General features: G+C 37.9%; 19 protein-coding genes and 2 pseudogenes. 6 read left to right on the top strand and 15 right to left on the bottom strand.

Annotation, left to right across the window (positions count from 1 at the left end; genetic code table 11):
- The first annotated feature begins 94 nt into the window (after positions 1–94).
- Positions 95–1,534, top strand: a complete 1,440-nt coding sequence (locus G6O70_RS07335; protein WP_057869559.1) for a C69 family dipeptidase — start codon at positions 95–97, stop codon at positions 1,532–1,534.
- 83 nt (positions 1,535–1,617) lie between these two features.
- On the opposite strand, the gene G6O70_RS07330 is transcribed toward G6O70_RS07335, so the two are convergent.
- The gene (locus tag G6O70_RS07330; RefSeq protein ID WP_223389026.1) at positions 1,618–1,995 is read right to left on the bottom strand and encodes an iron-sulfur cluster biosynthesis family protein; all 378 of its coding nucleotides are present in this window, start codon (positions 1,993–1,995) and stop codon (positions 1,618–1,620) included.
- A gap of 104 nt (positions 1,996–2,099) precedes the next feature.
- Here G6O70_RS07330 and G6O70_RS07325 point away from each other — a divergent pair, with 104 nt between their 5' ends.
- The gene (locus G6O70_RS07325; RefSeq protein WP_057869561.1) at positions 2,100–3,005 is read left to right on the top strand and encodes an MBL fold metallo-hydrolase; all 906 of its coding nucleotides are present in this window, start codon (positions 2,100–2,102) and stop codon (positions 3,003–3,005) included.
- Positions 3,006–3,175: 170 nt separating this feature from the next.
- Here the strand turns inward: G6O70_RS07325 and G6O70_RS07320 are convergent, their stop codons facing one another.
- The 11 genes from G6O70_RS07320 to G6O70_RS07270 all read right to left on the bottom strand — a co-directional run bounded on the left by G6O70_RS07320 (position 3,176) and on the right by G6O70_RS07270 (position 12,978).
- Positions 3,176–4,111, bottom strand: coding sequence for an alpha/beta hydrolase (locus G6O70_RS07320; protein ID WP_057869562.1), 936 nt, complete (start codon positions 4,109–4,111; stop codon positions 3,176–3,178).
- A 102-nt stretch (positions 4,112–4,213) separates the two neighbouring features.
- Positions 4,214–5,665 (bottom strand): cardiolipin synthase, encoded by a 1,452-nt coding sequence (cls, locus tag G6O70_RS07315; protein ID WP_057869563.1) that lies wholly within the window; start codon positions 5,663–5,665, stop codon positions 4,214–4,216.
- 160 nt (positions 5,666–5,825) lie between these two features.
- Positions 5,826–6,632: a septum site-determining protein MinD gene (gene minD / locus G6O70_RS07310; RefSeq protein ID WP_057869564.1), complete on the bottom strand. Its 807-nt coding sequence runs from the start codon at positions 6,630–6,632 to the stop codon at positions 5,826–5,828.
- A gap of 1 nt (position 6,633) precedes the next feature.
- Positions 6,634–7,311, bottom strand: a complete 678-nt coding sequence (locus G6O70_RS07305; protein WP_057869565.1) for a septum site-determining protein MinC — start codon at positions 7,309–7,311, stop codon at positions 6,634–6,636.
- 17 nt (positions 7,312–7,328) lie between these two features.
- Positions 7,329–7,844, bottom strand: coding sequence for a rod shape-determining protein MreD (gene mreD, locus G6O70_RS07300; protein WP_057869566.1), 516 nt, complete (start codon positions 7,842–7,844; stop codon positions 7,329–7,331).
- An 11-nt stretch (positions 7,845–7,855) separates the two neighbouring features.
- The gene (gene mreC / locus G6O70_RS07295; protein ID WP_057869567.1) at positions 7,856–8,704 is read right to left on the bottom strand and encodes a rod shape-determining protein MreC; all 849 of its coding nucleotides are present in this window, start codon (positions 8,702–8,704) and stop codon (positions 7,856–7,858) included.
- Positions 8,705–8,798: 94 nt separating this feature from the next.
- Positions 8,799–9,803 carry a rod shape-determining protein gene (locus G6O70_RS07290; RefSeq protein WP_057869568.1) on the bottom strand — a complete coding sequence of 335 codons (1,005 nt, stop codon included), beginning with the start codon at positions 9,801–9,803 and terminating at the stop codon, positions 8,799–8,801.
- Between the two features lie 180 nt (positions 9,804–9,983).
- Positions 9,984–10,190 (bottom strand): cold-shock protein, encoded by a 207-nt coding sequence (locus G6O70_RS07285; protein ID WP_057869569.1) that lies wholly within the window; start codon positions 10,188–10,190, stop codon positions 9,984–9,986.
- Between the two features lie 89 nt (positions 10,191–10,279).
- Positions 10,280–10,951, bottom strand: coding sequence for a RadC family protein (radC, locus tag G6O70_RS07280; RefSeq protein WP_057869570.1), 672 nt, complete (start codon positions 10,949–10,951; stop codon positions 10,280–10,282).
- A gap of 47 nt (positions 10,952–10,998) precedes the next feature.
- On the bottom strand, positions 10,999–11,652 hold the full coding sequence (locus tag G6O70_RS07275; RefSeq protein WP_057869571.1) for an HAD family hydrolase: 654 nt from the start codon (positions 11,650–11,652) through the stop codon (positions 10,999–11,001).
- 15 nt (positions 11,653–11,667) lie between these two features.
- A complete protein-coding gene (locus G6O70_RS07270; protein WP_057869572.1) occupies positions 11,668–12,978 on the bottom strand; it encodes a bifunctional folylpolyglutamate synthase/dihydrofolate synthase in 1,311 nt (436 codons plus the stop codon).
- A 214-nt stretch (positions 12,979–13,192) separates the two neighbouring features.
- Here G6O70_RS07270 and G6O70_RS07265 point away from each other — a divergent pair.
- A pseudogene (locus G6O70_RS07265) lies at positions 13,193–14,126 on the top strand (IS30 family transposase).
- Here the strand turns inward: G6O70_RS07265 and G6O70_RS12220 are convergent.
- The 3 genes from G6O70_RS12220 to G6O70_RS07250 all read right to left on the bottom strand — a co-directional run bounded on the left by G6O70_RS12220 (position 14,123) and on the right by G6O70_RS07250 (position 16,451).
- Positions 14,123–14,296 (bottom strand): YdcF family protein, encoded by a 174-nt coding sequence (locus tag G6O70_RS12220; RefSeq protein ID WP_233419204.1) that lies wholly within the window; start codon positions 14,294–14,296, stop codon positions 14,123–14,125. The pseudogene G6O70_RS07265 and the gene G6O70_RS12220 sit on opposite strands and share 4 nt — an antisense overlap.
- Before the next feature lie 752 nt (positions 14,297–15,048).
- Entirely contained in the window at positions 15,049–15,804 is a 756-nt protein-coding gene (locus tag G6O70_RS07255; protein ID WP_057870438.1) for an ABC transporter permease, read from the bottom strand.
- Entirely contained in the window at positions 15,801–16,451 is a 651-nt protein-coding gene (locus G6O70_RS07250; RefSeq protein ID WP_010383508.1) for an ABC transporter ATP-binding protein, read from the bottom strand. Before G6O70_RS07250 ends, G6O70_RS07255 begins: the two co-directional genes overlap by 4 nt.
- A gap of 148 nt (positions 16,452–16,599) precedes the next feature.
- Here G6O70_RS07250 and rlmD point away from each other — a divergent pair.
- From rlmD to G6O70_RS07235, 3 genes and pseudogenes are all read left to right on the top strand, one after another.
- Positions 16,600–18,046, top strand: a pseudogene (gene rlmD / locus G6O70_RS07245) (23S rRNA (uracil(1939)-C(5))-methyltransferase RlmD).
- A gap of 38 nt (positions 18,047–18,084) precedes the next feature.
- Positions 18,085–18,528 (top strand): hypothetical protein, encoded by a 444-nt coding sequence (locus G6O70_RS07240; RefSeq protein ID WP_057870439.1) that lies wholly within the window; start codon positions 18,085–18,087, stop codon positions 18,526–18,528.
- Between the two features lie 144 nt (positions 18,529–18,672).
- Positions 18,673–19,602, top strand: a complete 930-nt coding sequence (locus G6O70_RS07235) for an IS30 family transposase (RefSeq protein WP_219934262.1) — start codon at positions 18,673–18,675, stop codon at positions 19,600–19,602.
- The last annotated feature ends 23 nt before the right edge of the window (positions 19,603–19,625 follow it).

Genomic DNA, 19,625 nt, shown 5'->3' with positions numbered 1-19,625 from the left:
ATTTACGTCATAGTAACTTTTTTTTACACTAAAAAGTCATGCTATGCTAGAATTATTTTAACGAAATAATTTAGAAAAAGAAAGAGGAATTAATTTGGCATTTAAAGAAAAAAGCTTTTCCGCTTGTACAAGTGTTCTTGTAGGGAAAAAAGCAAGTATTGATGGTTCAATTATGATTGCTCGCAATGAAGATGCAAAGACTGCATGGCCAAAACATTTTAAAGTATATCCACATGTTGAGCATAATAACAAGCAGCTTTTCATCTCACCAGACAATGGTTTCTCTATGGAATTACCTCAAACTAGCGGTCGTTATACGGCTACACCTGAATGGACCAATGAATACGGGATTTTTGCTGAAGATGGTTTTAACGAATATGGTGTTGCAATGAGCGCCACAGAAAGTGCATATGCCAATGAACGAGTACTCGGAGTTGATCCACTAATTTCTACGGGAATTGGTGAAGAAGCAATGATTACCGTAACATTGCCATACATCCATTCAGCTCGTGAAGGTGTTAAGTACCTTGGACAGATAGTTGAGGAAAAAGGAGCAAGTGAATCAAACGGGATTCTATTTGCCGATCAATCCGAGGCTTGGTATATGGAAATTGCGACAGGACATCATTGGGTAGCACAACGAATTCCTGATGATTCCTATGCAGTAGTTGCCAATCAGCTTGCAATCCAAGAAATTGATTTTACGGATAAAAATAATTTCTTGCATTCAACAGGAATTGTGGATTTTGTTTCAATAAATAAATTGAATCCTGCAACAGACTCTTTTAACTTCCGTAAAATTTTTGGTACTCAGGACCTCAGTGATGAAATATACAGCACACCACGTGTATGGTATGGCCAGAAATATTTAAATCCTGAAATTATACAAGGACCGATGAGCGAAGAACTACCTTTCATTCGCAAAGCAAATCGCTTGATTAGTCGGGAAGATGTTGAATTCATTCTTGGATCGCACTTTCAAGGAACAGAGTATGATCCAATCGGCCAAGGTCTTACTGATTTAAAACATAAGTTTCGCCCAATTAGTCTGGCAAAAACTCAAGAATCGCATATTCTTCAGATTCGACCTAGTCTTCCAACCGAAATTGCAGGTATTCAGTGGCTCGCAATGGGAGTGACTGCACAAAGTCTTTTTGTTCCTTTTTATGCAACAATCAATGATACTCCAGAATCCTATAAAAAAGGAGAAGCTACCTACAGTGCAGACTCAGCTTATTGGAAATACAAATTACTTGGCATTTTAGTTGATAGCAACTATCTGGAATTTGGCCCTAAACTAAAGGCAATGCAAAAAGAAGTTAGAATTGAATTAAATCGGCGTGTTCATGAGATTGATAAACTTCTTCAAGAAGATATCAATTTAACTCCAGAAAATAAAGTTGAGTTTATTACTAAAAAATCAAATGAAAATGCGTTCTACGCTATCAAGAAGGTTGAAGAACTAACTGCGCAATTAATTACCGAAGCAACCGCATTTTCACCGCTTGATTTTAAAACCGATGCTAATTTATAATAAATAAAAAAGTGACAAAGGTCCGCTTCATCTAGACTTTTGTCACTTTATTCACATTGATACACATACATGCCAATCCTTGACTAGACTCCAACCTCAAACCGTTCGACATTAACAGCCGCCGTTAACTCGCCTGAATTAGCACCTTTGAGCCGTAACATCTGAGTCTTGTCATTTAATTCTAAGGTCATGTTTTCATCCATATACATCTTGCTATAGCCTTTAATGGAGAACGGACCCATATCAGTATCGACCTTTTCATCATAGTCATGGGAATCTACAGTCGGATCCACTAAAAGTATGCGAAAAACTGATGCTAGAGTACAAGTTCCAACACGGGAGAAAGCCCCAACACCATCATCAAAATCCAGTAAGACTTTAACTTTTGTTTCTCCTATTTTACTTTGTAATTTTGCCTGTGCCTCAGGAGTAATTTTTAAATACATTTTTAGTTCCTCCATTCTTTGATATGTCCTAACTATATTGTACACGTTATATTTAAAGACTCAAAATATATGCTTCTAAAAAGTTAGTACACTTGCACCTTATCTAAGGAGACCTCAATATGTCAGAAAATAATTCAGAACTCACTTTCGAAAATATCCAACTTGATGTGCGTGAAAAGATTGTCAAGAACCAGGTTTTCATTACACATTATAGCGACAATAATATTAACGCTCTAAGAATTGCTAACAAAAAGATTAACTTCTACTTATCACAAGAACTCTACACATTGATTCAAAAACTAATTCGCTTTGGTTTCATTGATAAATTGCAAAGTCAACCGAAAATAATTCCCATCCAATATTCTCAAAAAATAGGTGATCTAAAAGTAACTGCTTACAGAAATGACGATTCGTTATTTGGTTCACTAAGCCTATCTATAAAATCAATAAGCGGTTCCATTTTTTATTGCCATTCCTTTACTACTAAAGGGGCACATAATAAACGAATTAACAAATGGAAAAAAATTATTCGCCAAGAACAACCAAGTATTTTCTACTTAGACCAAAAAATGCATGCCGTTAATTCTGGTTCAATCATTAGTGAAACTGGTATTCAAAAACAATTTGGTAAATTTTTATCACGTATGTCTAGTGATATTCCTGCCAAAGTCGTACTTTCTCCTCTAAACCCAGAACGACTTGCTAAATATAATGAAACTGCTAGAGAACATGATACAGAGATTATCTGGCATGAAAAATATGTTAAGTTGCTAAAATTTTTCTTTCCAGATGAAGAATTTTCAAGTTCATTACCAAAGAACGAACAAGTAGAAAATTTTGTTCATCAAATTGAACCAGACAGTGAGTTAATCAGTTCCTCAAATTACTATATTGATCCAATGTTGCGTTCAACTATCTCAGAAAAAGAATCAACTACATTTGAGTCTTTAATCACTCCACTTGATGATAATGAAATTTTACAATTGAAGAGTGACTTAAAAATCGATCAAATCATCTTCTGGTAAAAATGGAACTAAATCAAAAATCTAGTTCACCTTTTGCCTCTTCATTCAAATATGGTCTTTAAATCAAATTTTTCTAACTATCTTTTATAATATCTACATTAAAAAAAGAATATGATTCTCGGTAAGTCGGCACATTGACCAACCTTACCGTGAATCATACTCTTTTTTGTTTATTTCAAATATTTTGCAAAAAAACCACTGACTCTTCTCTGATACTCCTGAGGATAATCATAAAAAGTCATCGCATGTCCTGCTTTTTCTGCTACCCAGATTTTTTTTACACCTTTGACAGCTGAATAATTTTTGTAAACCATCTTGGTAGGCACAAATGTATCTTTACCACCATGAATAAAATATATTGGTAATTTATTCTTATGCAATTGTTTTACTGAACTTCCTTCTTTAAAATTAAATCCAGCTGCAACATTAGTATACCAAGCAGCTGTCGTAATTAATGGCTCTTTTGGTAGATTAAAACGAGCCTTAAGTTCATATGTCAGTTCATCTTCAATACTTGAATACCCTGCATCTTCAACGATTGCTTTAACTTGCTTGGGCAACTTCTCACCACTAACCATCATGACGGTTGCTCCACCCATACTAACACCAAAAAGCCCTATTTCTGAATTTTTACCATTTTTTGCAATCACTTGCTTAATCCACTTCACATAATCTAAGCGGTCAGGCCAACCAAATCCGATATATTTTCCTTGACTCTGACCTGCTCCGCGATCATCTGGTGCTAAGACATTATATCCAAGCTCATGGAACATTCGAATATAACTAGCCATATCTTTGTGATTTTCTTGATATCCGTGTGCTACGATAATGGTTTTATTTGTTTCATTTTTCGCAGGAATATAGGCCGCAGACAGTTTTAGATCCTGTCTTGCAGATATTTCATTCCACCTTGTTTGTTTCACTCTACTTAACCACTTCTTATCAACACTTAGTTTCTTAGCTTTTTTTGCAGGAATATTTGAATTGAGTGGTTTTTGTGGTTCAAAGGCAAAATTATAAAGATATGCACTTGCCCCAGTTATTCCTGCTAAAATCACAATAACTAATATTCCAACGACAATACTCCAGATTTTTTTCTTACTCATCAATTTTCTCCATTTAATTTTTTTGAAACAAAATAAAACTACTTTTAAATTTATACTCTAAAGTAGTCTTTTTCATTATGTTATTACTTATCAACATATTTTCTATAAAATTGGTGACAACAGTCTCGAGAAATACTGCTTAAACTTCAGACACAATGATTGCTTCTTAAAGTCTTCTACTGTTAACTTCGTTGACTTTTTCATATCTTCTTTAAAAATATCACTTAACTGCTCACTTATTTCTTGATCATATAAAAAGGCATTGACTTCGAAATTCAACTTAAAACTTCGATAATCCATATTTGCAGAACCAACAGAAGCGATTCTATCATCCACAACTAATGTCTTTGAGTGCAAGAATCCATTATCATATCTATATATTTCAACCCCATTTGCGATTAGTGATTGTGCATAGTACTGTGTCGCACGATATACGAATGGATGATCTGGCATCGAAGGAATCATTATTTTCACTTTAATTCCTGAAAAGGCTGCTAAAGAAAGGGCCTCTAGAATAGGGTCATCAGGTATCAAATATGGAGTTTGAATCATTATATATTCAGTTGCATTATTAATCATCTTGATATAGCCAAGTTTGATTTTCTCAATATCATTATCAGGACCACTTGAAACAATCTGTATACTAGTCTTCCCTTGCGGCTTAACCAATGGGAAGTAGTTCTCTTGATAATCAATTCGATCTTCTTCTGGTGCGGTAGCGTTCCAATCCATGAAAAATCTTGACTGCATAGAATCAGTTGCATTTCCCTGAACACGAATATGGGTATCTCTCCAGTAACCAAATTTTTTACTTCTACTCAAATATTGATCCCCAACATTGAATCCCCCAATATAACCAACTTTACCATCAATAATCACTAACTTACGGTGATTACGATAATTCAAACGAAAACTAGAAACACTTCGTCCTGAACTAAAAAACGATTCAGCTCGACCCCCTAGTTCTTCTAATTTGGCAAAGAATTTCTTAGTTGTACCATGAGAACCGAAGCTATCATAAATAACTTTTACTTTGATGCCTTCAGCAGCTTTTTTCTCAAGCAAATGCAAAAGCTGATTTCCTATCTCGTCATTATAGAAAGTATAATACTCTACATGAACATGATCAGTTGCAGCCTCAATATCTTCAAATAAGCGCCTAAACTTTTCCTTACCATCTATGAATATTTCAACTTTATTATGCTTAGTTAAAATAGCATTGTCAGTTTCTAAAAAAAGATGAACCATTTCTCTAGCAGTATCTGTTATTTCATCTGCTGGTAATAATTCTTTTTCATTCCACTGCTCTTTTTGCAAGCTAACTAGTTGATCAATTCCGATTTGTTTTTGTGTCCGAATGTCATCAATTTTGTTTCTTGAGAGTTTTTTCCCAATAAATAAATAAAGAATAAATCCCATTACAGGTAGTAAAAGTAAGACTAACAACCATGCCCATGTGGCAGAGATCTCACGTTTTTCCTTGAATACTGTTAGCATTGCAAAAACAAGTTTCAACATAAATACAACTTCAATAATCGCTAATGTTATAGACATTTATTTCTCCCTTTCCAAACCTTGTCGAATATTGCTGTAAACAAGATATCCATGCAGAATTTTACACTTCATTAATTCATTTGTCATTTTTTTAATTTATTCAATAAAAAAAACGAAGCTTTAATCATTGCCTTCGCCTTTTTCAACTCATAAATTAATCCTATTTTTTCTTTAACCATGAAAAAATATTTTGAAAGAATCCTTTTTTGCTAACATCCTTGATATTCATCAAAGGAACTGTCTCACCTTGCAACCTACGAGCAATATTACGATATCCTTGTGCAGCTGGATTAGTCTCATCTAGTACAATAGGCTCACCTTTATTGGAAGTACTGATTACTTTATCATCATCAAATACAATTCCAAGTAAATTAATGGATAAATGATGTGTTATCTCGTCAATATCCATAACCTGCCCATCATTCATCATATGTGTTCTTATTCTGTTTATAATCAATTGAGGTGCTTCCTCTAAACCAGCTTTTTCGAGAAGTCCAATCACACGGTCCGCATCACGAACAGCTGAAATTTCAGGTGTTGAAACAACAATTGCTTGGTCTGCTCCAGCAATTGCGTTTAAAAATCCTTGCTCAATTCCTGCAGGACAATCAATTAAAACATAGTCAAAATCGGGTTTTAACTCATCAACTATTTTCTTAACCTCATTCGGTTCAAGTACTGATTTATCAGCATTTTGCGCTGCTGGTAATAAAAAAAGTTTATCTTCAAAACGTTTGTCTTTGATTAAAGCCTGATGTAATTTTGCTCTTCCTTTAGCGACATCAACAATGTCATAAATAATTCGATTGTCTAGGCCTAAAATGACATCCAGATTTCTTAATCCTATATCTAGGTCAAGCAAACAAACCTTCTTGTCAGAAAGTGCAAGTGCAGTTCCTAAATTAGCAGAAGTAGTTGTCTTTCCTACCCCACCTTTTCCAGAAGTAACAACAATCGCTTTGCCCATCTTAGTAACCTCCCATATGTGCAAATAATTTTGGCCTAATTACTTTTACCTGATCGCGTTTAGTGTAATCAAGTGCATGTAAATCGTTCACATAAACCACAACTTCACTATTTCTTGCCTTTTTTTGTTCATCCTCAGAAATAATGTCAACCACATCTGCAATTCTAACCTGTTGTGCATTAGAAACATTTCCTGCAATAATTGCTTGTGCATCACTCAAATAACCTGCATGAATAATCCCTTCGCAATTACCAAGTAAAAAGATGTTTCCAGTGGCTCTTAAAATCCCTCCACGATGTAAGTTACCAATAAACAAAACGTCACCTTTAATATATTCAATTTGTCCATTTCTTACTGTGTTGGCATTGAGGTGGACGACCTTACTCTCCACCATTTCAACGGCATCTTGAATAAGCATCACATCAGAAGTAAACTTATGTATCGAAAAAAGCGGATAATTGCTAACAATATCTTCTATTTTTTTCTTTTCTTCGGCACTTAACAAACGTGTTCCTGTAGTAATATTAAAAGAAATAGGTTGCGTACCATCACTTTTTTTATCCTTTTGCAGATCAGCAAATAAAGTTGTTATTTCAGCAAGAACATCTGCAAAATTAGCATCTGAGTGAATAGCTATCACATAACCATCTTTATGACCCTTTAAAACAACATTTTGCATTTTAAACGACAACCTCCTTATCTTGAGGCCAACTCCATCAAACCTTTAATTGGCACATACAGAATTACAAATGCTGCCAAATTAAACGCTAATGTGGGCCCAAGCGTACCACTGATAAAGCTTGCAAGCGAAACACTTGTAAAACCAATCAGCACATTAATCCAATAGAATAAAAGTGTAAAAAGTGCAATATCTATCAGATATATTAATAGTACCACAATAAAGGATGGTGTAAAAAAACTATACATTACTTTGGTTAAATAAAGGATAAGCGGCACCAACATAAAAAAAGGACCAATTATACCTGTAAAGAATAAATCAAAGGTTAAACCAATTGTAACGGCCCAAAAGTATGGATGTTCAACTTCTGCAAAAAAGACACTCATCACAATCCAAAGAAGAAACAAACGACTTTCAATAGTTGAATTACTATTAAAAAAATTGCCTGCAAAAGTATCACTTAAAGCTCCATCTAGAAAAAGTGCTATGAACAGTCCCAAGGGGTAATAATATCGTATTTTTGAAATTCTCATTAAACCACCTTCTAATCTGTTCTCTCTGCGACAGTAACTACATTAAGATTCGTCAAATCTGCCGCAGGTTTAATTTCAACTTTTGTAGCCAGTCCATAATCGTCTTTCTCAACTTTCATGACAGTTCCGACGTAAATTCCCTGAGGAGAATTCCCCCCCATACCGGAAGTGATAACCTTATCACCCTTCTTCATTGTTTTTTTAGAATCAATTTGTCCCATTATTAGTCGATTAGTATTGGAATTATAATTGGTAATCAATCCGTTAACTGAGCCGTCATCTGTGAGAATCGTCGTAGCAAAACGATCCGCATTATCATTAGTTGTACTAATCAGTTCAACCTTACTATTTGTCTTATTAACTTCTGTAACTCGACCAATCAATCCCTTGTCAGACAATACTGACGCATTTTTTTTAACCCCTGCCAATGAGCCTTTACTGATAATTATCTGATTCTGCCATGAAGAAGGTGTTCTCGCAATGACATAAGATGTTACTGCAGTATAATTTGTCAATGACTTATTCAACTTCAATTGCTTTTTCAAGGCTGCATTTTCTTTACGAATTGTCTGATTAGAAACTTTTTCAGAAGCCAAATTATCAACTTGTTTTTTTAATTTTTGATTTTCTTGATAAGTATTAAGTAGATTTTCAACTGCTCCACCAGCATTCCCTACAGCACTAACAGGATAACTAACAACTCTATCAACCAGACCAGCAACATCATTGCCAAATTGCTGAATAATCGGTGGTGTTGACTTATTATTTCTAACAGTAACTGAAAATGCGACTAATACAAATCCGATAATCACTGTAACAAGTACTATGATAAGTCTTTTATTGAAAAAAAATCTTTGCATTATTTCCTCCACTAAACTTAAAGACATATCCAAAAATTAAGAGGTTGGACGAATACTCCCAACCTCCCAACATGACACGCTTCAATCGTCTATATTATCTTTTTTTCATTACCTCAATACTCTTAAGTGACTCACCTGTACCAATAGCCACACAATCTAATGGCTCCGATGCAATGAACACAGGTACCTTAGTTGCATCTGCAATTACTTCTGGAAGATGACGTAGCTGTGCACCACCACCAGTTAAAACAATTCCATGATCAATTACATCAGCAGCAATCTCAGGAGAAGTTTCTTCCAATGTTTCTTTAATTGCAGAAATAATCTCTTGAACAACCTCTTGAATCGCCTGTGCAACATCAACGGCCTCGATATCAATTGTCTTTGGAAGTCCACTCAACAAATCACGTCCACGAATTGTCTGACTGTCTAACTCTTTTGCAGATTCAACTGAAGCAGATGCAACATCCATTTTCAATTGCTCAGCAGTTCTCTCACCAATCAGTAAATTATGGTGTTGGCGTACATAGTAAATGATAGAGTCGTCAATCTTATCTCCGGCCATTCTAATTGAACGACTAGAAACAATCCCACCTAAAGAAATGGTTGCAACATCTGTTGTTCCACCACCAATATCAACAACCATGCTACCTGTGGGATCCATAACTGGAAGTCCTGCTCCGATAGCTGCAGCAAATGGTTCCTCAATGACATATGCATCTCGTGCACCTGCAACACGAGTAGCATCAATCACAGCTCTTTTTTCTACTTCAGTTACTCCACTAGGAACACAAACCATCACATATGGTTTACCTGTTTTGTGACCTACAGCTTTTTGAATGTAATATTTCATCATTGCAACTGTTGTATCATAGTCAGCAATAACTCCATCTTTCATTGGACGAATCGCAACAATACTTGCTGGTGTACGTCCAATCATGTCTCGTGCCTCAGATCCAACTGAAACCACTTCGCCTGTTTTTGTATTTTTAGCTACAACTGAAGGTTCACGTAATACGATTCCTTTACCTTCAGCATACACAATTGTATTTGCTGTACCTAAATCTATACCAATATTCTTAGTCCCGATTCCGAACACTATATTTCATCCCTTCACATTGCTTCATTTTATCAAATAACGCAGTTCTTCAATAGTAGCTTAATTATACCATAAGAATTAAATGTCGTTTACTAAAACTTGATTACTTAACCAGCATACTAAATGAAAATCAAAATGTATCTAATTCTCAATATTCTTAATCATTATTTATACAATTATTTATTGTAATATATGCACATTAACTGCTTGTGGCCCTCGTTTACCGATAGCAACGACAAACTCGACCCTTTGACCTTCAACCAAAGTCTTATAACCTTCAGTCTTAATTGCTGAAAAGTGAACAAAAATATCCTGCCCGTCATCATCTGGGGTAATAAATCCGTATCCTTCGTCTTTTTCAAAAAAATGAACTGTACCTGTAAGCAAATAAACACATCCCTTGCATAATTAGCTAATAAAAAGTTTAGCATATTCATCGCACTTGAACAAGGAATTCAAAGGGTAAAAGGCCAATTTTAAGAAAGAATTTTTTCTTCACGCATACTCAAATACTTTGATGATCCTACGACAATATGATCGAGTAATCCAATTCCTATCATATCACCACATGCTTCAATTCTTTTGGTCAACTGCAAATCATTTTTTGAAGGGACAGTATCGCCACTTGGATGATTATGAACGATCATAATTCTAGCTGCTGCATACTGCACTGCAAAACGAAAAATTTCGCGCGGATGTACTGTTGCTGTATCCAAAGTTCCTTGAAAAATAACTTTTTTGGCAATTACTTGATTTTTTGTATCTAGCAAAATTACAAGAAGTACTTCTTGTAATTTTAGACCTATCTCAAGTACCATTTCCTCCCCTATTTCTTGACTGCTATAGACTTTCCCTAAGGTTAGTTTTGGTCTTTTATTAAGCCTTTTTGCAAATTCGCAAAGTGCCTTGCACATCTGAACACCATTTTCACTTTCAACAATTTCCATTAATTCTATCTCAGACAAATCTTTTAATTGCCGTAAATCCGTATATTGTAAAAAGAAATTATTAACCTTTTTGGTTGCTTTTTCATTTCCTAAGAAGCCACAAATAAATATAAATAAAAGTTCACGTTCACTTAAGCTTTCTGCTTTATACTTGGACAATCTTTGTATTATTTCTTCTTTATTGTATCGACATGTCAACATAAAAAAACCCCTTTCGTTTTTAATTACGTAAACAAAAGGGATTCTTCTCATTTTTCAAGGTAGCTTTTTACTTCATTTAGATTTCCTAAAACTGCTTGTGTTCTCGCAGCGACTTCTTTTGTCGGCTGTATTAAATCTGGGACCATAATTACAGGAATATGCGCATTATTTGCCGCGTAAACACCATTATATGAATCTTCAAGGATCACCGTTTCATTCTTGCTACTTAAACCTGAAGCTTTCCATGCATGTTCAAAGATTTCAGGATTGGGTTTAGCATTAGTTACATCATTAGCTGAGACTATTTTTGAAAAGTATTGTCCAATACTAGCAGTTTCTAAAAAATAATCAATCGCAATTCGATCATTACTTGATGCTAAAATGCTAGGTATTTTGGCATCCCGCAAATAAGCTGCTAATTCTAAAAATCCTTTTTTGAGCGGGATTCCCTCTTCTTTGACCACATTAAAAACTTGTTGTTTACTCAGTCTAATAAACTCAGAAATTAATTCTTTACTTCCATAGTCACGGCTCATCTCTGAATACATCAAATCATTTCCTGAACCAATAAAGCGTTGATAATAATCCATCGAATATTGCATGCCTAATTTTTTAGCTGCTCTTTGATTAGCTGCAAAATATATTTTTTCAGAGTCAACTACTAAGCCATCCATATCAAAAATTACTAACTTTAAATTCATCTTCAACGTCCCCACCTAATCTAAAAAATAGTGTCTTACTTCAGAAACAAAGTACAAAGATCCAGTAATCAAAATCATATCTTCTTCTGACATTTGCGCAACAATTTCAACTAAGGCTTTTTGCCAATTCTCGGAATATTTGATCGTTTCAATTTTTTCAGTAACATCTTCCACTTTCGCTACCGGTCGTGGGCCTGCAAATGTTGTTGCGTATATTGTTGTATTTCGAAGTCTGTTCAACTGTGCAAACATCTCCCGTGGTTGTTTATCCGCCAACACTGCAGCAATTATGTAAACATGTTGCTGCTTGAATCTTTTATTGATTGTTTTGGTAATCATATCAATCGCCGCAATGTTGTGTGCTCCATCAAGGACAACTAGAGGATTTTCACTTACCGCTTCAAATCTCCCTGGCCAAGTTGCTTTTTTTATAGCTAAACGAACTTCTTTATTTCCTATCTGCCATTTTTTTTGTAGTGCGACAACTAAAAAAGCACTGAGTGCAACAGCTGCATTCTCACGTTGAAATTCACCCATAAGGGAAGTCTGCAGGCCGTCAATTTTAAAACCCAACCCTTTATAATCAATGACTTCTCCCCATGAAATCTTTTTTTGTGCCTCTTTGAAAAAATAATCCTCGTTGAGAATAAACAATCTCGCATTCTTTTTTGCAGACCTTGTCTTAATTACCTCAAGCGCCTCTTCAGGAATATTTCCAACCACAACTGGGCAACCTTCCTTGATTATCCCTGCTTTATGTCCAGCAATTTGTTTCAACGAGTTACCCAATAATTTCGCATGATCATGTGCAACTGTCGTTATTACTGAAACAAGCGGCTTTTTTATTACATTAGTTGAATCAAATGTTCCTCCAATCCCAACCTCGATTACTGCAATATCAACTTTCTCCTGCGAAAAATATAGAAACATTAAAGCTGTAACAATCTCAAACTCAGTTGGTCCTCCTTCAGTTTCGCTTAAATCATGATCCATTTGTGCAACAACTGGTTTTATATAATTGACAAGTTCAACTAACTTGTCATCAGGAATCATCTGCTTGTTAATCTGAATACGTTCATTGAACTTGACAATAAATGGTGAGGTAAAAGTTCCCACTTTTAACCCTTGTTCTTGTAGTAGCTCCCTTAAAAAAGCTACAGTTGATCCTTTACCATTCGTACCTGTTACATGAATTAGTTCTAAAGCAGATTCAGGATTACCCAGAAGTTCTAGAAACAACTTCATCCTAGCTAAAGTTGGAATTTTCTTAAATTTCGTTCTTCCATGAATAAAAGAAATTGCCTGTTCGTAGTCATCAAATGCCATTATTTTCAACCCTTCTTACTCTCAAATTCATTGTACATTAAAGGGCTTATCAGAACAAACAACTTTTACTTCATTCACAAAAAAATGATGTTCATCTCAAATTTTTTATTTTTATGGTAGATTGTAAAATTAATCCGAACGCTGTTCGGACAAAAAAGATCAGCTTCCTTTAAAATGGTGTTTACCACAAACCCATCTTTTAGGAGCTGATCTTTTGTCTAGTATAACCTATTCCGAACGAATTAAAATCGAAACCTTTTGTGAACTAGGGCTGTCCAATATCCAAATGGGCGTTCGGCTGAACCGATCACCGTCAACAATTTCTTATGAATTATCTCGATGTCAACCTTATCAGGCTGAATTAGCACAAACAGATGCCGAATACAAGCGATCACGATGTGGTCGGAAAACTAAGCTGAGCGATGAGTTAAAGCAAAAAATTCTCAACCATTTACGTCTAAGCTGGTCACCAGGAATGATTGCTCACGAATTTAAACTAGCTACTAAATCTATTTATAATTGGCTAAATCAGGGGAGAATTGGTTTCTCCTTGAATGATCTACCTGAACATGGCGTACGCCAACGGCGTAACGTTGACCAACGATCCAAATATAATCAATCTTTGGGGCGATCAATTGAACAGCGTCCCATGATGATTAATCAACGTAATCGCATCGGCGATTTTGAACTAGATACAGTCGTTGGTCCTCGTGGGCATAGTAAGGCAGTTTTATTAACTTTAATCGATCGAAAATCACGGTTCCTTTGGGCATACCGGTTAAAAGATCGGACGACAGCGACTGTTAATGAAGCACTAACTAAGTTCCTAACCACTTTTAATGGTCCGGTCGGTGCACAGCTTTACTGTGGACCGTGGCACTGAGTTTAGTGGGCTAGTATCACTTGAATCACAATATGGTATTAAGACCTATTACTGCCATGCTTATACTCCAGCTGAACGTGGTAGTAATGAACGCTTTAATCGGAATTTACGTTATTTTTATCCTAAAGGGACTCGTTTTGAGAACATTAGTGCTCAAGGCTTGAAAACCACCTTACTCGAAATTAATCAGAGACCACTTAAAATACTTGACTGGCAAACACCTTATCAGGTCATGCTGACCAAATTGTCAAAAAATTCGGATTAAATTTGCAATCTACCGTAATTATTTGTAACAAAAATCGTGCGTGGATTTTTAACAGGTCCCTGTGCAATCAATTGCTTACTAAACTGCATATTTTGCAAGGTCGTCTTCGATTGCGTCTCCGCCCAGCCATCCGTTGCAGGAAGGCCATGCACAATGGCGTATTCCAGCATGGCTTGGCCTTCCGGAACCGTTTCATCACGGCCCGATGATGCGTCTTGCGTTGTTGCTTCTGATAAAAGCGCAGTCCACGCATGATTCGTTGCCCTAGCAATGGCGAGACACGGTCTCCATCTAACAAGCCAGCCCCAAGCACAATAATATAATCTTGTCGCAGACGGGGCCAATTGAATTGATAAATCGTCAGATAGTTATAAAACCAAAAACCAAGGTAAAAAATGACCAGATTCGGAAATACCGTCAAAAAATAACTCACGGGCTGCGGCACATGACTACTCAACAGATTGCCTAAAAATGGCAAAATCAGAATGGCCAGTCCCAAGTACAAGGTCAGCATATTCGCCAACGTATGACTCTCATGACGCCACATGATCCACGCATTCCATATGAGCAAGAAAGCTTGTAAGGTAAAAATCAGCCCAATCAACAGGATCAGCAACACAAACAACGTCCCACTGATAATGATCAACCAGTGGATATTGCTACCTAAAATTGTAATCGCCAGCATGGTTAAAAACGAATAGAAAAATAGCGAAAACCAAATACCGTTACCTCGGCGAACCTTATCGCGATGATAACGCCAACCAAAAATGGTTCCAAATATGAGTGGTACTAACCAGCCCCAGTAAAACATTGCTGGAACTGGAACCCAAACCGCTGCGTCATTCACATCAATACCCCCGCATTAAGTTTTATTTCAGCTTCCATCATAAAGGACTCCCCGCGGGACTGCAATCTGGAGTCATTACTTCAACTGTTTTTGTTCATTATAGAAATTACGGTAAGCTAAATAGCACGCAATGATTGACCCCAAACTAGTCGCTGATAAGAGCATGAACGTGACCATAATTTGATACTTAATGGCCCGTACTGGATCGACCCCTGCAAAGATCAAACCGGACATCATCCCTGGCAGACTGACTAGACCCACAGTCTTTGCCGAATCAATGGTTGGTGACATCCCCGTACGAATCGCCTCACGCACGATGGCAATCGAAGCATCAAGTAGACCAGCCCCTAACGCCAACCGTTCAAGCACACCTTGCCGCTGGTCATGAAACTGACTATTGAGGCTGCGATAAGCCAGCCCAATTGCGACCATTGAATTCGACGCAATCATACCAGAAATGGGAATCATTTGCGATGGCACAAACTTAATCGCACCAGATAGCACGAGGACGCCGAGTGTTACCCCCGTACTAACAAAAATGGCTAATAACGAAATGGCTAATGCATGGTCAATCCCCGGCCCCCGTTTTTTCGCATTCCAAGACGCATTGAAGATAATGAAGCCCATCATCGCCAGCGTTAGCCACAAATTGTTGACTCGGAAAATATACTTTAGCAAGTAACCCACGATAAATAGTTGTACAACAGCCCGCACGACACCAATGACGATGTCCCTATCCAAGCCAAGTTTCTGCCACAAACTAATTCCTAACGCGACGAGCACTAACATTGCCGCCAAAAATAGCGACGTATTATTAACTGCTAAATTCATGCGTGTACCTCCAATCTGCCAGCAACCACTTTCGCTAATTGATCTGCCGCAGCAATCTCTGTCGCGTCATGAGTAATCATGATCGTTGTCACGTGATCCTGCTCATTTAACTGTCGTAACCAGGCGTGCACGATTTGCTTATTATTTTCATCCAAACCAGCTGTCACCTCATCTAATAACAACACTTTTGGTAAGAATAAGATGTTGCGAATCAGCGCGACCCGCTGCCGTTCACCACCGGAAAGCTCGATAATCGGCTGATGCAGGGTTCGTTCGGACAGCCCAACATTATTTAACGCCGTTACCACTCGTTGCGTATCCATGACTTGCTTACGAATTTGGTACGGGAAAGCTAAGTTATCTGCCACCGTCTCACCAAATAACGTCGGTTGTTGGAAACAATATGAGACTTGCCGCCGATACATGATTGGGTCATAACTTTCAATCGGCTGCCCATCAAAAATCAAGGTCCCACTTGTTTTAGAAATCATGGCCGCAATGATCCGTAATAACGTACTTTTCCCACCACCGGATGGTCCCGTCAATGTAATATGAGCCCCAGCTGGAATCTGCCAATCAACATCATGTAAAATATGTTGATCAGCGATTTGATAATTAACTTTTTCTAAACTAATCAATGAATTCATATGCCCACCCCCGATTATTAATTTAGAATCATTATAACCTGACTGTTAGGCGACTTTCAAACAATCCTCCTCAGTTATCCTGTGTCTTTCCACATGCTATAATGGAGATTAACACAGTTCACAGAAAAACGAGGTCAAAATCAAACTTATGCCACAATCTAATCATTATTCGCACCAATCCCGATCGCACAATGATCGGCGCCGACAACAGCCGGATGAAAAAGTGCAAGCGACCGTTAACATCGGCCAGCGTTTTCCACTGACCATTCGGCGTTTAGGCATTAACGGTGAAGGTATTGGCTATTACAAACACGTCATCACCTTCGTCAAGGGCGTCCTTCCTGAAGAAGTCGTTGTTGCTGAAGTAACCGCCGTGCACCCACGTTACCTAGAAGCTAAGATTCGTAGTATTCGCAAGCCTAGTCCTGACCGGGTCGATCCCCGCGATGCCTATGCGGGCGAAGTCGGTGGTTTTGAATTAGAACACCTCGACTACCCGGCCCAATTAGCCTTTAAGCAAGATTTAATTCGTCAAGCACTCGAAAAATACCGCCCAGCTGGTTATCGACACTATGATGTTCCGGCCCACCATTGGGATGACTAATCCTTATGAATACCGCAACAAAGCCCAATTTCAAGTTCGTTTAATTGATGGGCACGTCGCTGCTGGCTTATATAAAGAAAATAGTCATGACCTAGTCGACTTACCGACCTGTTCGGTGCAAATGCCGGCGACAATGACGGTCATGCGTCAAGTCATGGCTTGGCTGGAGGAACTCCAAGTACCGATTTACGATGAAGAACATAATTCTGGCATCGTCAAGACGATCGTTGTGCGTGAAGCGGCCGCCACTGGTGAAATTCAGCTGGTCTTCATCACAAATACACCCAAGTTACCGAAAAAGCATCAATTATTGATGAAAATCGCTGAAAAACTGCCAATGGTCGTGTCGGTCATGCAAAATATCAATGCTGGTAAAACTTCATTGATCTGGGGTGACCAAACAACATTACTGGCCGGCAAACCAACTATTACGGAGGAACTAGACGGCCTAGTCTTCGATTTATCTGCTCTGGCCTTCTTCCAATTGAACCCGCAGCAAACCAAGAAACTCTATCGCTTAGCACGCGAAGCTTTGAACTTATCACCTAATGAGACGCTAGTCGACGCTTATTCAGGTGTCGGAATGATTGGTTTATCACTAGCCGACGTGGCTAAGAAAGTTCGGGGAATGGATACCATTCCGGCAGCCGTCGCAGATGCCAATGCCAACGCCCAACGCAATCAGATCACTAATGCTCATTACGAAGTTGGTGAGGCGGAAGTCTTGTTACCGCAATGGTTAGCGAGCGGTTTTGTGCCCGATGCAATGGTCATTGATCCACCCCGTACTGGTTTAGATAATGTCTTAATTGATGCCATCTTGCAAAGCGCACCGGAAAAACTCGTCTACATTTCATGTAACCCATCGACGCTTGCTCAGGATTTACAAGCACTTACCCGCAGATATCAAGTCGACTATATTCAATCGATCGACATGTTCCCGCAAACAGCTCGTTGCGAAGCCGTCGTCCGCTTCACGAAGCGTCATTAATTTGCCACTCACTGCCAATCATATTAGGGGGAATCATCATGGCAGCTACTGATAGTCAAATTGCATTAACGATGACCTTTACGTTACGGCCACCATTCAAGACTCATTTCTTACTATTAAAAGATTACGTGGCGGATGTTCGTATCCCGGCTCGTGATGGGATGCTAACGACGATTATTGCCAAAAACATTCCGCTATCACCGGCCCTAGAGCAACTAAAAACGATTTTTGATGATGTCCAAAACCCAGTTTACTGGCGCTTACACGACCAAGCCGTTCAGGAATTCTTCAGTGCGCATCCTGAACAGCGACCGGTCCTGCCAATCGACTTGCTGCAAGTCATGCTCAATACATTATCTGCCCAAGGTTTGTCCGATCAACAATTAATGCACATTATGAAAGACGTTTTTGAACGGCTACAAACCAATGACTTCAACGGACAGGCATCAAAGCGAATTTTGACGTCGTTGAATAATAAGTAACACGCCACCATTTATCGCTGACTTTTATAAATTAGGATTAGATAAGGTAGATTGTAAAATTAATCCGAACGCTGTTCGGACAAAAAAGATCAGCTTCCTTTAAAATGGTGTTTACCACAAACCCATCTTTTAGGAGCTGATCTTTTGTCTAGTATAACCTATTCCGAACGAATTAAAATCGAAACCTTTTGTGAACTAGGGCTGTCCAATATCCAAATGGGCGTTCGGCTGAACCGATCACCGTCAACAATTTCTTATGAATTATCTCGATGTCAACCTTATCAGGCTGAATTAGCACAAACAGATGCCGAATACAAGCGATCACGATGTGGTCGGAAAACTAAGCTGAGCGATGAGTTAAAGCAAAAAATTCTCAACCATTTACGTCTAAGCTGGTCACCAGGAATGATTGCTCACGAATTTAAACTAGCCACTAAATCTATTTATAATTGGCTAAATCAGGGGAGAATTGGTTTCTCCTTGAATGATCTACCTGAACATGGCGTACGCCAACGGCGTAACGTTGACCAACGATCCAAATATAATCAATCTTTGGGGCGATCAATTGAACAGCGTCCCATGATGATTAATCAACGTAATCGCATCGGCGATTTTGAACTAGATACAGTCGTTGGTCCTCGTGGGCATAGTAAGGCATTTTTATTAACTTTAATCGATCGAAAATCACGGTTCCCTTGGGCATACCGGTTAAAAGATTGGACGACAGCGACTGTTAATGAAGCACTAACTAAGTTCCTAACCACTTTTAATGGTCCGGTGCACAGCTTTACTGTGGACCGTGTCACTGAGTTTAGTGGGCTAGTATCACTTGAATCACAATATGGTATTAAGACCTATTACTGCCATGCTTATACTCCAGCTGAACGTGGTAGTAATGAACGCTTTAATCGGAATTTACGTTATTTTTATCCTAAAGGGACTCGTTTTGAGCACATTAGTGCTCAAGATTTAACGACGACGTTACTCCAAATTAACCAGCGACCGCTTAAAATACTCGACTGGCAAACATCGTATCAGGCTATGCTGACAAATTTGTCCAAAAATTCGGATTAAATTTGCAATCTACCTTATTCATA

It is taken from the genome of Liquorilactobacillus hordei DSM 19519 (assembly GCF_019443985.1).
Lineage (GTDB): Bacteria > Bacillota > Bacilli > Lactobacillales > Lactobacillaceae > Liquorilactobacillus > Liquorilactobacillus hordei.
The sequence above is the reverse complement of the archived record's forward strand: the minus strand, read 5'-3'. Positions and strand labels throughout refer to the sequence as shown.

What these genes read in the sequence shown, in the direction of transcription:
- G6O70_RS07330 (WP_223389026.1), bottom strand. Translation starts at nt 1,995, where the DNA reads ATGGAGGAACTAAAAATGTATTTAAAAATTACTCCTGAGGCACAGGCA.
- G6O70_RS07325 (WP_057869561.1), top strand. Translation starts at nt 2,100, where the DNA reads ATGTCAGAAAATAATTCAGAACTCACTTTCGAAAATATCCAACTTGAT.
- G6O70_RS07320 (WP_057869562.1), bottom strand. Translation starts at nt 4,111, where the DNA reads ATGAGTAAGAAAAAAATCTGGAGTATTGTCGTTGGAATATTAGTTATT.
- cls (WP_057869563.1), bottom strand. Translation starts at nt 5,665, where the DNA reads ATGTCTATAACATTAGCGATTATTGAAGTTGTATTTATGTTGAAACTT.
- minD (WP_057869564.1), bottom strand. Translation starts at nt 6,632, where the DNA reads ATGGGCAAAGCGATTGTTGTTACTTCTGGAAAAGGTGGGGTAGGAAAG.
- G6O70_RS07305 (WP_057869565.1), bottom strand. Translation starts at nt 7,311, where the DNA reads ATGCAAAATGTTGTTTTAAAGGGTCATAAAGATGGTTATGTGATAGCT.
- mreD (WP_057869566.1), bottom strand. Translation starts at nt 7,844, where the DNA reads ATGAGAATTTCAAAAATACGATATTATTACCCCTTGGGACTGTTCATA.
- mreC (WP_057869567.1), bottom strand. Translation starts at nt 8,704, where the DNA reads ATGCAAAGATTTTTTTTCAATAAAAGACTTATCATAGTACTTGTTACA.
- radC (WP_057869570.1), bottom strand. Translation starts at nt 10,951, where the DNA reads ATGTTGACATGTCGATACAATAAAGAAGAAATAATACAAAGATTGTCC.
- G6O70_RS07275 (WP_057869571.1), bottom strand. Translation starts at nt 11,652, where the DNA reads ATGAATTTAAAGTTAGTAATTTTTGATATGGATGGCTTAGTAGTTGAC.
- G6O70_RS07270 (WP_057869572.1), bottom strand. Translation starts at nt 12,978, where the DNA reads ATGGCATTTGATGACTACGAACAGGCAATTTCTTTTATTCATGGAAGA.
- G6O70_RS12220 (WP_233419204.1), bottom strand. Translation starts at nt 14,296, where the DNA reads ATGCTGGAATACGCCATTGTGCATGGCCTTCCTGCAACGGATGGCTGG.
- G6O70_RS07255 (WP_057870438.1), bottom strand. Translation starts at nt 15,804, where the DNA reads ATGAATTTAGCAGTTAATAATACGTCGCTATTTTTGGCGGCAATGTTA.
- G6O70_RS07250 (WP_010383508.1), bottom strand. Translation starts at nt 16,451, where the DNA reads ATGAATTCATTGATTAGTTTAGAAAAAGTTAATTATCAAATCGCTGAT.
- G6O70_RS07240 (WP_057870439.1), top strand. Translation starts at nt 18,085, where the DNA reads ATGGCAGCTACTGATAGTCAAATTGCATTAACGATGACCTTTACGTTA.